This window comes from Streptomyces sp. NPDC005576 (genome assembly GCF_042871745.1).
Lineage (GTDB): Bacteria > Actinomycetota > Actinomycetes > Streptomycetales > Streptomycetaceae > Streptomyces.
Genome location: NZ_JBIAJC010000038.1, coordinates 1 through 12,844 on the forward strand (window position 1 = coordinate 1; position 12,844 = coordinate 12,844).

15 protein-coding genes are annotated in these 12,844 nt (G+C 71.9%); 7 read left to right on the forward strand and 8 right to left on the reverse strand.

Annotated elements, in window-relative coordinates:
• From ACFYPN_RS33300 to ACFYPN_RS33320, 5 genes are all read left to right on the forward strand, one after another.
• A partial coding sequence (locus tag ACFYPN_RS33300) for a hypothetical protein (protein WP_389303615.1) occupies window positions 1–403 on the forward strand: 403 nt, incomplete at its 5' end.
• Between the two features lie 213 nt (window positions 404–616).
• On the forward strand, window positions 617–991 hold the full coding sequence (locus ACFYPN_RS33305) for a hypothetical protein (protein ID WP_358766214.1): 375 nt from the start codon (window positions 617–619) through the stop codon (window positions 989–991).
• 32 nt (window positions 992–1,023) lie between these two features.
• Window positions 1,024–1,185, forward strand: a complete 162-nt coding sequence (locus ACFYPN_RS33310) for a hypothetical protein (RefSeq protein ID WP_358766212.1) — start codon at window positions 1,024–1,026, stop codon at window positions 1,183–1,185.
• A gap of 90 nt (window positions 1,186–1,275) precedes the next feature.
• Complete coding sequence (locus tag ACFYPN_RS33315) at window positions 1,276–1,533, forward strand: hypothetical protein (RefSeq protein ID WP_358766211.1); 258 nt, start codon at window positions 1,276–1,278, stop codon at window positions 1,531–1,533.
• 8 nt (window positions 1,534–1,541) lie between these two features.
• Window positions 1,542–1,910, forward strand: coding sequence for a hypothetical protein (locus tag ACFYPN_RS33320; RefSeq protein ID WP_358766218.1), 369 nt, complete (start codon window positions 1,542–1,544; stop codon window positions 1,908–1,910).
• A gap of 57 nt (window positions 1,911–1,967) precedes the next feature.
• On the opposite strand, the gene ACFYPN_RS33325 is transcribed toward ACFYPN_RS33320, so the two are convergent.
• The gene (locus tag ACFYPN_RS33325; RefSeq protein WP_358766209.1) at window positions 1,968–2,939 is read right to left on the reverse strand and encodes a hypothetical protein; all 972 of its coding nucleotides are present in this window, start codon (window positions 2,937–2,939) and stop codon (window positions 1,968–1,970) included.
• Between the two features lie 271 nt (window positions 2,940–3,210).
• On the opposite strand from ACFYPN_RS33325, the gene ACFYPN_RS33330 reads away from it, so the two are divergent.
• Window positions 3,211–4,551, forward strand: coding sequence for a hypothetical protein (locus tag ACFYPN_RS33330; protein WP_389303618.1), 1,341 nt, complete (start codon window positions 3,211–3,213; stop codon window positions 4,549–4,551).
• A 359-nt stretch (window positions 4,552–4,910) separates the two neighbouring features.
• On the opposite strand, the gene ACFYPN_RS33335 is transcribed toward ACFYPN_RS33330, so the two are convergent.
• The 6 genes from ACFYPN_RS33335 to ACFYPN_RS33360 form a co-directional block, all read right to left on the reverse strand.
• A complete protein-coding gene (locus ACFYPN_RS33335) occupies window positions 4,911–5,390 on the reverse strand; it encodes a hypothetical protein (protein WP_358766205.1) in 480 nt (159 codons plus the stop codon).
• 8 nt (window positions 5,391–5,398) lie between these two features.
• Complete coding sequence (locus ACFYPN_RS33340; protein WP_389303622.1) at window positions 5,399–6,877, reverse strand: hypothetical protein; 1,479 nt, start codon at window positions 6,875–6,877, stop codon at window positions 5,399–5,401.
• Window positions 6,874–9,909 carry an ATP-binding protein gene (locus tag ACFYPN_RS33345; RefSeq protein ID WP_389303625.1) on the reverse strand — a complete coding sequence of 1,012 codons (3,036 nt, stop codon included), beginning with the start codon at window positions 9,907–9,909 and terminating at the stop codon, window positions 6,874–6,876. Before ACFYPN_RS33345 ends, ACFYPN_RS33340 begins: the two co-directional genes overlap by 4 nt.
• A complete protein-coding gene (locus tag ACFYPN_RS33350; RefSeq protein ID WP_358766296.1) occupies window positions 9,906–11,783 on the reverse strand; it encodes a hypothetical protein in 1,878 nt (625 codons plus the stop codon). The genes ACFYPN_RS33345 and ACFYPN_RS33350 overlap by 4 nt, the downstream gene beginning before the upstream one ends.
• Window positions 11,784–11,905: 122 nt before the next feature.
• Complete coding sequence (locus ACFYPN_RS33355) at window positions 11,906–12,070, reverse strand: homocysteine S-methyltransferase family protein (protein ID WP_389303628.1); 165 nt, start codon at window positions 12,068–12,070, stop codon at window positions 11,906–11,908.
• Window positions 12,067–12,222, reverse strand: a complete 156-nt coding sequence (locus tag ACFYPN_RS33360; protein WP_358766293.1) for a hypothetical protein — start codon at window positions 12,220–12,222, stop codon at window positions 12,067–12,069. Before ACFYPN_RS33360 ends, ACFYPN_RS33355 begins: the two co-directional genes overlap by 4 nt.
• Between ACFYPN_RS33360 and ACFYPN_RS33365 the strand changes: the two genes are divergently transcribed.
• The gene (locus ACFYPN_RS33365) at window positions 12,221–12,367 is read left to right on the forward strand and encodes a hypothetical protein (protein WP_358766291.1); all 147 of its coding nucleotides are present in this window, start codon (window positions 12,221–12,223) and stop codon (window positions 12,365–12,367) included. The genes ACFYPN_RS33360 and ACFYPN_RS33365 overlap by 2 nt on opposite strands.
• A gap of 289 nt (window positions 12,368–12,656) precedes the next feature.
• Here the strand turns inward: ACFYPN_RS33365 and ACFYPN_RS33370 are convergent.
• Window positions 12,657–12,844, reverse strand: a 188-nt coding sequence (locus ACFYPN_RS33370) for a hypothetical protein (RefSeq protein ID WP_389303631.1), incomplete at its 5' end; no start/stop codon positions are given.

Here is a 12,844-nt window from a genome sequence, read left to right on the forward strand (position 1 = left end):
CGGACGCTTCTTCTGTGAAGGCACGACAGCCATCCTGTCCGGCGGAGGGATAAGAAATCCGCCGGACACCGACCTCCCCCAACTCCGACACACCGGAACTAAGCTGCGACGACCTACTAGCTCCTCGAGTGCTGCGAACGCGGTCATCGGCATGTCGGAGTTCGCCCGCACCATGGCCTCGGTCAGTCGCCTCATCACCCCGCCAATGGACCTGTATCCCCGTCTCGGCGAGAGCCTCGTCGCGTTCGGCTCGGTACTGTCCGGCGTCTCTGGGATGGGCGCGCCGGCTTTCGTGCCGAGGCTGAGGATGTTCGACGACCTCTTCGCCTGGCGCGCACCGATGACGGACTTCGTCAAGCGCCTGGCTGACATTGTCGCCGGTACCCGGTTCATCATCGACTGAGCCAGGGGTCTGAAACCATCCGTTCTGACGGAGGCTCGGTACGCATACGAGGCGTACTGCCAGGGCGACCCCGAGCCGATACGGCACTTCCTGTTGCGCTGCCTGCGGTTGTGGCCCGTCCTTGAGGACCACTGCCAGGCTCTCGCCGTCGCAATGTGCGAGCGTCGCTGGGAACGGGAAGCCGACCTCGATGACGACCGTTCAGTCCGCAAGGTGCTCGCCGAGTATGCGCGGCAGGGGTGCGACCGGGAGTACGAGCATCAGATCTCTGGCGGGAAGATCGGTTATATCCCTGACGTCTGGGAGCAGCCGGACTCCGTGCCCGGGCAGGAGGACTTGGTCGTGTCCCGCAATGTGCCGTGGGGGGAGCACTTCGATACCGCTTCGGCGCGGTTCGTGACGCGACGGCTCAACGAGCTGGAGAAAGACGTGGTTCGGGTATGGGCGGGGAACGCACCCATACCGTGGACCGAGGTACCTGCTCTGGTCGGTCAGGACGCGTCCCGGGCGGATCACAGCCGACGCAAGGTGCGACGCCTTGGCGACGAGTGGCTTCAGCGGGAAGAGAACCGCGGGGGTCTGGGATGACCACACGGCCTGAACGGACCCAAGAACCGCTGATGACGCTCCGTACTGCGGTCATCCTGATGGCGGGGGTACAGGCGGCCCTCGCTGCCGGTGCGCTGACGGCACTCGCGGGGCACTCCTGGCCGCTTGCCGGTTTGGCAGCCGGGACTGCCTTCAGCGGTGCGGTGACCTTCGCCCGCTCCCTGATCGACTGAGATCCCGGCGCATCTTGCAAATGGTGAAGGACTAGAAGTAAGGGTACGGGTACGTACCCGTACCCTTAGGGGATGGGAAGGAGCACGATGATGTCTGATGCCAACGTCCGTATCCCCGAGGAAGCGAAGGATCGGCTGGCCGCGATCGCGGCGGCGGAGGGTCTGTCGCTGCGTGCGTACCTGGCGCGGCTGGCGGAGACGCTGCTGACGCCGGCGGAGCGTGCCGAGCGGGCGGAGCAGGCGCGGGCGGCGTTGAAGGAGTGGAGCGGGTACGCCCCGAGCCCGTCCGAGCAGGACGACCTGGACCTCGAGCTCGACCGGCGGCTGGCGCAGGTGTCCGGCCGGTGAGTGACGCCATGCACATCGTCCTGGACGACACGGCGATGGCGGCGGCCGGGCAGGGCAATGTGCTCGCGTCCAGGCTGATCCATCGGGCGCACGCCGAGCCGGGCTGGTTCCTCTACGTTCCGGCGTGTGCGCTCGTCGAGGCCGACAGGGCCCGGCCCGGCACTGCCGAGCACCTCGCCTCGCTGCCCGGGATCACGGTCCTGGACCTGGACCTCGCGGCCGCGCTCGCCGTGGCCAGGCAGGAGAGCTGGGCGGCCGCGCACAGTCAGTACGCGGCGCAGCCGACGCCGGACCGCCCCGACGGGGCGATCGTCGCGACGACGGCACCGGAGCGGTGGGCCGGTGAGCCGGTTCGTGTCCTGGACCTGACGTCCTGATCCCTGTTGTACGTACGAGCGCGCGGCCCCGCCGTAACCGGCGGGGCCGTCGTGCGTTCAGCGGGAGCCGGTCAGGCGGTGGCGGCGGTCGGTGACGAGGGTGCGCCAGCGGTGGCGGGTGGTTTCGGGTCCGTCGAGCCACTGTGCGGTGGTGGGTGTGGTGAGGGGGAGGCCGGCCATGAAGTGGGCGATGTCGACGAAGTAGGTGTGCTCCTGCGAGGTGGTCTCGCGTAGCCGGTCGAGGGTGGCGGCCAGCGCGGTGTGGTCGTCCAGGACGGCCTGGTGGAACGCGGCCGCCAGCTCGATGGCGGGCTTGAGCGAGGTGAGTCCGGCGTTCTCGATTTCGTTGCGCAGGGTGGTGATGTCGGTGTCGACGTTGTGGGTGCCGGCGTCGCGGATGAGGGCGGCGCGGCGGGCGTTGATGGTGGTGGCGCGCAGGTTGAGGCCGGTGAGGAGCTGGTGGGCGAGGTCGATTTCCGTGGTGGCCTGGTCGGTGTCGTAGAACGCGACGGTGAAGGCGTACAGGGCCTGGTTGTGGGCGGCTTCGCCTGCTTTGGCGTGCTGTTCGGCTTCGGTCCGCCCGGCGAGGTAGGACTCGGCGGCGCGCCGGGGCTGGCCTTGGAGCCAGTACAGGTCGCCCAGTACGCGGTGGTGGCGGCCTTCCCAGCCGAGTGTCTGGGCGAGGGTGTGGGCGGTGGGGAAGTCGCCGGTCAGGCGGGCGGCGTGAGCCAGTCCCCGGCGGGCGCCGGGGACGAGGCGGCTGGTGCCGGCGGCGACGTGCTGGTAGTCGGCTCGGGATTCGCGGGCGTGGCCGGTGTCGCGGAGGGATTTCGCCCGGTAGTAGAGGGCCATGTCGTGCAGGTCGCCGGGGAGCAGGCCGGTGTCGATGACGGTGGTGAGCCGGGCGACGGTGTGGGAGCGGTGCTCTCGCTGGCGCCGGACGAGGGTGGCGAGGAGCTCGGCGAGCGCGTCGGCAGGGGTGGAGAGGCCTGGGCCGCTGCCAGTGGGTGGGGCGACTGGTTCCCACACGGAGTCGCTGATGTAGGCGAAGGCCGCGTCGGTGAGCCAGCCGAGATCGAGGGCGTGGTCCTGGGCGAGGGAGAGGCCTTGGCGCAGGCAGCCGAGGAGCAGGAGCCGGTCGCCGTCGGTGCCGGCGTGCCATTGGTCGCCCAGGGCGTGCAGGGCGCGTTCCGCGGCGGCGCGCCAGTCCGCGTCGGACCATCGGTCGTCGGTCTGGTCGTCGGCGCTGCGGACGGTGGAGCGGATCAGTCCGTGCAGGTGGTAGGGCCACAGGCCGAAGGTGTTCTCGCGGACGAAGGGCCGTTCGATCAGGCGCAGGGCCGGTGCCTGGTGGGGGGAGTGCTGCGACCGCGGTGGCCAGGTTCAGGTCGAAGGCGTCGAGCAGGGCGACGGAGCGCAGGACGTGCCGCTCGTCGGGGGTGAGGTCGGAGAGGGTGCGGGCGACCAGGGCGGGGAAGTCGTGGTCGAAGTCGGCGGGGTGCGGGGGTCGGCCGGTGCGGCGGATTTCGAGGAACCGCATCACCGACAGATCGAGGTAGAGCGGAAGCCCGTGGGAGCGTTCGGTGATGGTGTGGCGGATCTCGGGGCTGATGAGCGGTTGTCCGTCGCGGGTCAGGCGGCGGGTGAGGTGGTCGTCGCAGTCCTCGGGGGAGAAGTCACCGATGAGGATCTGCTGGCCGGGTCCGTGAGGTGTCCGGGCGGCCGGGATGGCAGCCGGCAGGGCCAGGCCCGGCCAGGCACTCGGTCCGGTGTAGTCGAGCTGTCCTTGCAGGGCCGCGTCGGCCCACTGGAGGCGGGAGCGGCCGGTGACGACGAAGAAGCAGTTGGGCATCAGCCACACCACTCGCTGGATGAGGCGCTCCAGGTCGCGGTGCGTCCGGTTGCCGACGTCCTCGAAGGTGTCGAGGAGGATGACCGGCGACACCGCCTTGTCGGCCGGCAGCCGGGCGAGCTCGTAGGCCAGCAGGTGGGGGTAGAGGGACAGCGTCTCGAGGTCCGGGTCGGCGTCCAGCAGGTCCGCGAGGCGTGCGCAGCCGGCGAGCGCGCGTACCGTCTGGCGCCGCTCGCGCAACGCGGTCGTGAGGGAGGAGACGACTTGGCCGACGGCTGTGCCGACGGTTCCGGGCAGCAGCAGTGTCTGGGCGATGTCGGCGAGTGCGGACTGCACCTGCTGGCCCATCGCTTTGCCGAACCGGCCCGTGAGGCCGCCGCGGTGCAGGTACTCCTCCAGGCTCTCGCCGGGGTGCTGGGCCTCCCAGTAGCGGCGCAGGGCGATGTCGAAGGCCGGCAGGGGCCTGCCCAGGTGGGCGAGCGCGGCGCGGATGGTGAGGACGACGTCCTCGAAGGACAGCATCACCCGAGCGAGCGCGGCGATGTCGTGCAGCTCGGCACGGTGCTGCGGCAGAGCGGCCAGCAGCTCGCGGTGCACGGGCGCCGCCGCTCGGCCGCCAGCGCCTCCAACGCGTGTACGGGCCGCCGCCGGGGCCGCGCACGTCCCGCACCAATGGGGCGAAGTCGCGGACGACGACCAGCACCGACGCGACGGCCGGATCCCGTTCCGCCCGTTCGACGACCTGGGCCAGCGCGTCGAAGCAGATGTCGTGGCCCGCCCGGGTCGTGAACCTGGCGGGCATCCCGCGCCGGTGGACCCGCGCGTAGCGGTCCGCGGCGTGCGCGAGGAACGGCACGGTGTGGGCCGACGACTCCGATATCGCGCCCATGCCGTAAACGTGCCCGTACAGCTCGTCAAGCGCCTCGGCGGACGCCTCTCGACCGGGGAGATAGAGCGCCAGGATGTGCCGCGGCACATCCTCGACGGTGCCGTCGGCGTACGCCAGCTCGTCCCACGGCACACGATGCAACTCCTCCGGCCCCCGCGTGCCCGACTCCCTCCCGTGACGGTCCCTCAACCACCCCCGAATCTAGCCCAGCTCACTGACAGTGAACCCCGAAGGTTGCGGATCGGGCCCGCCCCTCCACCTACCGCCCGAAGTCCGCCGCGACCTCGCGCACGTCCGGGTCGATGCTGTCCTCGGCGCGGGCGCACAACTCCTGGAGGGCCTCGTCGAGGCCGAGGTGGTAGAGGAGTTCGGCCATGCGCCGGTAGTCGTCGCTGTCGTCCGCGTCATCGAGCAGGCGCCGGACAGCCGGAGGGACGATCTCCTTCGCCTCCCGCCAGGGCAGCCTTCCCAGCAGGTTGCGGATGAGCATGGTGTGGCGCACTTGCAGGGCGAGTTCGAGCAGGTCGTCGACGAGGGCTTTCGTCGGCGTCGTACCGAGCGTCTCCAGAAGGAGGACGGCCCGTACCACCTGCTCGGGCCGGCGCAGGGCCGACCTGAGCTGCTCTTGCGCCCCCTCCCTGTCGATCCGCAGCGGGCCGAGTGCGTGGTTCAGCCGGTCGGCGGCTGCGAGCGCCCCCGCAAAGACGTCGTCGTCCGCACGCGCGTTCGTCTGGGACATGCCTTCCCTCACTTCTTCTTGTTTCCCACCCATACCCAGTCCAGGCCCGCAACCAGGTCGCTGAACTCTCCCGCGGTCATGGCCACGGTGGGGTAGATCGTCCGGTGCCCCCACTCCTTCATACCTCCGACGTCCTCTCCGTCGGCGTGGATCCCCAGACCGGGCGGCAGTTCCGCGTCCGGTGCCAGCACGTGGAACTGACCGCTGACAGGCGCCAGTTCAGGGTAGACAAATGTCGACTTGCCGGAAGTATCGTCCATGGGGGACTGCGGCGCGAAGGGGCCGACGACCTCGTCAGCGGACTCCACATGGAGGTCCCTGTCCAGGCGGACCGGTTTCGGCGCCTCCTTGTTGCCGAAGGCATGAAGAGGCTCGCGTTCCGCGGCCGTGTCCAGGGCGTTCGCCGCTTGATCGACAAGGGCCGCCGCGGCCCCGGCCACGGCCACGCCGACCTCCACCAGCGCCTGGGCCGCACCGACCACGGCGTCGGCGCCGCCTTCCGTACGCGGTTCGCCGGCTTCGTCCTCAGGCTCGGGTTCCGTACGCCGGGTGTCGGCCCCGTCCTCGGCCCCGTCCTCGGGTTCGGGGTCGGCGTCGGGCTCGGGTTCGGGGTCGGGCTCGGGTTCGGGTTCGGGGTCGGGCTCGGGTTCGGGGTCGGCGTCGGGCTCGGGTTCGGGGTCGGCGTCGGCGTCGGGCTCGGGTTCGGGGTCGGCGTCGGCGTCGGGCTCGGGTTCGGGGTCGGGCTCGGGTTCGGGGTCGGCGTCGGGCTCAGGCTCGGGTTCGGGGTCGGCGTCGGCGTCGGGCTCAGGCTCGGTTTCGGGGTCGGCGTCGGGGTCGGGTTTGGGCTCGGGTTCGGGCTCGGGGTCGGGGTCGGCGTCGGGCTCAGGCTCGGGCTCGGGTTCGGGGTCGGCGTCGGGCTCAGGCTCGGGTTCGGGGTCGGCGTCGGGCTCAGGCTCGGTTTCGGGGTCGGCGTCGGGGTCGGGTTTGGGCTCGGGTTCGGGCTCGGGTTCGGCGTCGGGCTCAGGCTCGGGTTCGGGGTCGGCGTCGGCGTCGGGCTCAGGTTCAGGTTCGGCTTCGGCTTCGGGCTCAGGTTCGGACCCGGGTTCGGCTTCGGGTTCAGGCTCGGACTCGGGTTCGGCTTCCGGTTCGGGCTCCGCCTCCGGCGTGGCCTCGGGCTCGGTTTCCGGGTCAGGCTCCGGCTCCGGATCGAGTCCCGGGTCCGGGCGGTCCGGTGGGGGAGGCTCGCCGTCGGTTTCCGCCTGATCGACCGGGGCGGTCCGCTCGAGGGCGTCGACCTCCTCGTCCGCGTACTGCCCCGCTTCCGGTTCATCGTCGAGGGCGTCGCCCTCCTCCCACTGGTCGGTCTCGGCCGGGAGCGGCCCGTCCGGCCCCTCCGGCTCGTCCCCCTCCTCGTAGCCGTCGCCGACCTCCGGCGGCGGAGGTGGCGGCGGAAGCGGTACGTCGGACACGCCGCCGAGTTCGCTCATGACCAGCCCACCCCCGTCCGGGCGCATTCCTGCGCCACTCGTACTGCCGTCTCCCGTAGTAGCGCTGCCAGTTGCGGCCCCTCCGCGCAGGCCGCCCGGAAGGCCCGCCGCACATGTTCCTCCGTCGTTCCCCCCGTCTCCGCCGTGATTGCGCCGCGCAGGCCGCTGCGGGTGACATCGCCGATCCGGGCGTGCGCCTTGTACGGCGCGTAGCCTGGGAGGGCGCGGATCTGGAGGCGGTGGTCCGCCGCCGACGTCCCGGTCAGGCGCAGGCCGCGGGACGCCCATTGGGCCTCGTGGTCGGGGTAGGTGTGGGGGCCGTCCGGCATGTTCCGCCGTGCCTGGTGGACGACGGACAGGACGTCCCGGAAGCGGTAGTTGGCGTAGGCGTAGCGCCGCGGGTCGCCGGTCGGGGGCGGTGTGCCGAGCAGGGCGGCGGAGAGCACGGCGTACAGGCGTTCAGCGAAGTCCGCCGGGTCGACCTCGTCGCGCATAAGGGATTCGCGGGCGGCGACGGCCCGTTCGACGGCGTAGACGAGGGTGCACTCCAGGTCGCGTTGCGGAAAGGCGGTGAGCGCGGCAACGACCGGGGCGGCCGGGGCGGGCGCGCTCTTGCCCATCGCCTGGGCCGAGGCAGCGGCGTCCGCCCAGATCAAGGGCAAGGGCTCCAGGGAACGGTGGTGGGAGTCGTTCATGGTGCGCAGGGTGCACGACTCGCGGCGGCAGGAGGTCCCGCACAGCGGGCTGCGGCTGCTCAGCAGCGGCGGCTCTGTCGACGCGTCCATTGCGCTCTCGGTGTGCTCCCCGTGCGGGATCGCCGTCAGGACGGGCCGGTCCATGCCGTCGGCGGCGACGGCGGCCCGTCCGGGCGGCAGGGCGACGACGTTCTCGCTCTGCTCGGGCTGGAGGTTCATCGTCGCGCCGACCGCGCGCCGGTCGTCCTCCGCGGGCAGCCGGTGCATGATCTTCAGCGCGCTGTTCTTGATGACGTCGGGCAAGATCTTGCTGGGGATTTGCTCGACGATCACAACACCCTCGCCGTACGCCCGGATCTCCGCCAGCAGGGAGGCGAAGAGCTCGACGGCGGCGGCCGCCGGCCCGTCGTCCACGTTCTTCAGGAGCCGGTGCGCCTCCTCCACCACCAGGACGTGGCGCAGCGGGACCCCGCCGGCGCCGTGGTGCACACGCAGGTGTTCGACCAGGCGGATGAGCACCGCGCCGATGAGGAAGGCCTTGTCCTGGTCGTTGGTGATCGTCTCCAGTTCGAGGACCACGTTCCCGGCGAGCAGCCCGGCGATGTCCAGGGGATGGCCGCCCTCGAAGAAACGGCCCGGCGCGCCCTCCCGCAGCGAGCCCATCCGGACGTCGACGAAGCCTTGCACGTCCGCGGTGACCTCTTTGCCGTATCCGATCATCTCGACGACCTGCCGGGCGGTTGCCTGGAGTTCGCCCAGAATCGGGTAGCGGGCCGTCCGCGGCTCGTCCGGCTCCTCCAGTACGTACTTCGGCTTGTGGGCCGGGCGCGGTTCGCCGGTGACGAGGTCCCATCCGGCGGCCGTGTAGCACTGGGACAAGGCACGTGACAGCACCTGCGGGAAGGGCTCGTGCCCCTCGAACGCCGCGAGGAACAGGGCGCGTACGAGGTCCACGTGGCTCTGCAGCGGAAAGCCCGGCTCCGGCTCCAGCGGGTTGAGCGAGGCGGGGGCCACGTCCACGTCACCGGGCCGGATCACGGTGACGCGCCGGGCGTGCTCGGGTCCCCCCGCCGCGGCGAGGCGGCCGGCGATGCGCGCGTACTCGGCCTTCGCCGGTTCGACCGCCAGCCAGGGGATCGGCCGGTCGTGCGTGGACAGGGCGGTGAGCAGGCTCCGTACCGTCTGGGACTTGCCCGAGCCGGTCGCCCCGCAGACGAAGGCGTGCCGGTTGAGGGTGGAGCGGGAGACGTGGAGCTGGTCGGCGGGCATGAGGGCCTCGTCGAGGATGTCGCCGATCAGGAAGGCGTCGGGGTCGTGTCCCGTGTCGTCGGAGGTGACGTCGAACCGGTTCGGGGCCACCGTACGGATGCCCGGGAGCTCCCGCGCGGGCGGCCGGGCCAGCGCCGCGACCAGTTCGGCGGGGGCGACGAAGGGCACGCTGCCCGGCGGCCCGGCGGCGCCCGCGGCCGGGGCCGCCGCCGGTTGCGGCGTGACGGTGGTCAGCGCCTCGGCGAAGGGCATCGGCCGCCGCGCCGGCACGAGCACGTACGGCAGCTCGTCGAGGTCACTGGCGCCGCACAGCAGGGCCGCCGAGGCGAGCGCCGACTCGGGCCGCTCGGCGCCGACCAGCACGCGCACGTTCCACACCCCGGTGGCCAGGGCCCTGGCTAGCTCGCGGTAGCGGGCCTCGGCCCGGTCGGCCGCCACCCGGTCGGCGGCGGAGTTCTCGCGCTGGCGCAGCCGGGGCAGCTGGACGGCGAGTGCCGCGCGCTCCTGTTCCAGTCGCTCGTACGGGACGGGCTCGGCCAGCACGAGCCAGGCGAAGGCGTCCGGGAGGTGGGCGACCGCGTCGTCGAAGGAGCCGCGGCGTTCGCCCGGCAGGGCGCGCTCGTCGTGGCCCAGGCGCAGGGCGTCGTGGGAGCCGGGGCAGGGGATCCAGAACGGCAGCCGTTCCAGCAGGGCGACCGCCTCGCCCGCCGGGACGTCGCGGGCGGTGGAGCCGGGGGGGTAGCGCAGGGGGCGCTGCGCACCGTCCGCGGCGGGCTCGTCGCCCGCGGGCGGGAAGCTGGGCGCTCCGCCCACCAGGAAGTGCAGCGGCTGGTGCCGGCCCGGGCGTATCCATGCTGCGGCCAGACCCGCCGGGCGGTGCTCCCCACCGGCCGAGGGCGCGGAGAGCACGGCGTGGGCCGCCGTGACGGCGGCGGTGAGCTGGGCGGCCGTACGGTCCACCGTGTGGCCGTCCTCGGGCCGCCGGGGCACGGTGATCAGGCGGTGGAAGCGGTACGCGCCGAGTCCGGCCGTCCAGGCCGCGCCCCCAGGCCCGGCAACGGGGCTCACGTCAGGCTCGCGCGGGGGCGGGCGGAGAGGCGGGGCAGGAAGTTGATGCCGGGATTGCAGTCCCCGAACACGACGCGGCGGCCCGCCGGACCGGTTTCGACGAGGACCAGGCCGGTCGCCGGGAGGGCCTGGAGCTGGGTGGGTTCGATCGCGAACTCGTAGACGCGGCTGAGGTTCTCGCCGGTCGTCGTGGACCGGGCGGTGGAGGTGTTGGTCGAGTCCTGCCAACTGCGCGAGAGGGAGGTCGAGAAGGAACTGGAGCTCCCCCAGCTGCTGCCGGAGGTACCGCCGCCCCGGTTGGAGCCGTCCGTGTCCGAGACGCCCCGCTGGCCGCCGTAGCTGCTGCCGCGGCCCTCGGTGAGGGTCTCCCCGACCTGCCGGGTCAGCTGGTTGACGAGGAACTTGTGCTCCTGCCCGATGAACTGCGCGGCCGCCTTGGCCTCCTCGCCGTTGCCCATGCGCATGAACACCGTCGCGCTGTCCGATCCGCCAGCGACCTGGAGCGTGCCCTCCCGCAGGTGTTCGAGCAGGAACACGAGCCGGACACCGGCCGTGCGGGCCTCGCGCGCCATCGATTCCAGGGCGTCACGGCCGAGGTGGTCGGCTCCGGCGACGACGAGGGTCCCCGAGCCGTGCGCCACGGCGCGGGTGCGCAGCGCGTGGACCAGCCGGAAGAAGACGAAACGGTCGGTGAGGTCCTTGCGGCGGCGCACGGAGTCCTCGGTCGTGACGATCGTCAGTCCGCCGGGCCGCCACCAGTCCGCGGCGCGGCCGCCGCCGGGGACGGCGGCCTCCTGCCCCCTCGGAGTGAGCAGCTCCGTCTGCGCCCGGACGTAGCGCAGTTCGTTCTGGACGCGCTCGCCCTGGCCCAGGAGGTCGACGGCCCGGGTGATCGACTCGACCTCCGTGGGGCCGAGCAGCCCGGGCGCGCCGGGGGTGGGATCGTAGACGCGGAGCAGGACGCGCAGCCCGGCGGCGAGCCGGGCGAAGGTGACGGGTCCTTCGAGCAGTTCCGCGACGGTCTGGACGAGGTCCACGTCGATGGTGTGGAGGTCCACGTCCGCGCCGGGCGGCCGTATGGTGCCCAGTGCCTCGGCCATGGTCTCGGCCAGCTCCTCGGGAGTGAACTCCGCGCTCAGGTCGGCGTCGAGCAGGGCCCCGGGCATGGGTACGTGGGCGACGGCGATGTCGCGGCGCGCGGCGAGGCCGGCGAGTTCGAGGGCGACGGCCTGCTGGGTGAGGTCCAGGACGACGAGCGGGGCGCCACCGCCGAGGAGCGGCCCGCCGACCGTGGCGAGCAGGCTGGCCCAGCCGTTGCCCGTGCCGCCGAACACGTCGATCCGGCTGGGACCGGAGGCGAGGGAGAGCGGGAACCAGGTGTCCAGCGTGTCGTTGTGCCGCAGGTGCTCCGCGTGGTGGGCGTCGATCCGGCTCTGCCAGGCGCGCTGGCGCTTCTCGTAGTCCCGGTGGGCGCTGGTGCGGGCGGCTTCCAGGCGCCGGCGGGCGGCCCTCAACCTGGCGGCCGGGGAGGTCGCGGACATGAGGACGATGACGAGGACGACGACGATCACGACGGCGGACGGGCCGCCGGCCGCGTAGGCGACGATGCCCGCGAGCAGGAGGAGACAGCCCGTGCCCCTGTTCTTCCGGGCGGTCATGGCGCGCTCCTCCATGGCGCGGACCTCGTCGCCGGAGGGTTCGGAGTAGACGGGCGGATGCTGGGCGTCCCGGTGTGCGGGGGGCGCGGACGGCTGGACGAACTCCCAGCCCCAGCGCTCCTGGCCGGTGAAGACCCGCCGCGCCAGTTCCGCTCCGGCGTCCGGATCCTCCCCGCCCCGAGGTTCGGTTGCCGGTGCGCTCTCAGCAGTGCTCATAACGCCCCCCTGTGGCTGTCGGAGCATCCTGACCTTCCGGGCGCCCCTGTCAGCTCCCGGGAGCCGCGCGGGAGACCTCTTTGACCAAAAGTCATCTACGAATGACCGAAGTTGAGGCGCCGTCATACATCCGGACCAGTGCACTCCGCCGCGAGGTCCGCGATCCGGGCCGGGTCGATGCGGCAGCAGCCGCCGATGAGGCGGGCGCCCGGGCGGCGCCTGGCGGCGACGGGACAGCGGGGCCCGCTCCGCGGGGGCCGGGTGGCGGTGGCCGGCAGACGGTTCAAGCGGCCGGGACCCGCTCGTCCTCCAGCGTGCTGAAGTCAACGTCGAGAGGGGTGTCGTAGTCCTCCGGGGCAATCCTCAGCTCGTGGGTGGAGTACAGGCCGAAACGGTTGACGTGCTCGGTCAGGTACGGCGACATCTCGGCCAGGCCCATGGGCGTCGATCTCGCAGCCCTCGGCTTGCAGCTGCCGTACCCCGTCGGCGATGTCCAGGGTGTTGTGGAAGATCAGCAGGTTGGCCAGCAGCGAGGTGAACTTCACGTCTTTCTCCTGCTCGACCGGGTCGAGCACCTCTGGTGAGGTGACGGATACGGCGACCGGCCCAGCGAGGCCGCGACGATCATCAACCTGCTCCTGGACGACCTGGTGCCACCCCAAACCTGCGCGAACACTGGAAGGCGCCCGAGGGCCTGACCGCCCTGCTCAACGATGACCACAAGCAGGGCAGCGAACTCACCCGCAGCACCCTGCTGTACGCCCGGATGAGTCCACCGCGCGCCCGGTGAACCGGTGCGCACCGATGGGGGCGGTCCCGCACGGGGCCGCCCCCATCAGCTGTTGAACTGCCGCAGCGAAGGGCTGAGCGTTCTCACTGAACCTTGAACGTGGGTTCCTGGCCGTCAGCATCGTGGCGGGTCCGCTGAGCAAGGTACTTCCGCTTGCGTTCTTCGATCTCGGCTGGGGTGAGGATGTGGCAGCCGCAGGCCGCGTCGGGGATGAGATCCGGATCAGGGTTCTCGCACCACGGGTCGAGGCAGTAGTGCATGTCAGGTGGCG

Excerpts from the sequence above, each read along its gene's own strand:
- ACFYPN_RS33310 (WP_358766212.1), top strand. The coding sequence starts at position 1,024 with ATGACGCTCCGTACTGCGGTCATCCTGATGGCGGGGGTACAGGCGGCC.
- ACFYPN_RS33315 (WP_358766211.1), top strand. The coding sequence starts at position 1,276 with ATGTCTGATGCCAACGTCCGTATCCCCGAGGAAGCGAAGGATCGGCTG.
- ACFYPN_RS33320 (WP_358766218.1), top strand. The coding sequence starts at position 1,542 with ATGCACATCGTCCTGGACGACACGGCGATGGCGGCGGCCGGGCAGGGC.
- ACFYPN_RS33335 (WP_358766205.1), bottom strand. The coding sequence starts at position 5,390 with ATGTCCCAGACGAACGCGCGTGCGGACGACGACGTCTTTGCGGGGGCG.
- ACFYPN_RS33340 (WP_389303622.1), bottom strand. The coding sequence starts at position 6,877 with ATGAGCGAACTCGGCGGCGTGTCCGACGTACCGCTTCCGCCGCCACCT.
- ACFYPN_RS33350 (WP_358766296.1), bottom strand. The coding sequence starts at position 11,783 with ATGAGCACTGCTGAGAGCGCACCGGCAACCGAACCTCGGGGCGGGGAG.
- ACFYPN_RS33365 (WP_358766291.1), top strand. The coding sequence starts at position 12,221 with ATGGGCGTCGATCTCGCAGCCCTCGGCTTGCAGCTGCCGTACCCCGTC.
- ACFYPN_RS33360 (WP_358766293.1), bottom strand. The coding sequence starts at position 12,222 with ATGGGCCTGGCCGAGATGTCGCCGTACCTGACCGAGCACGTCAACCGT.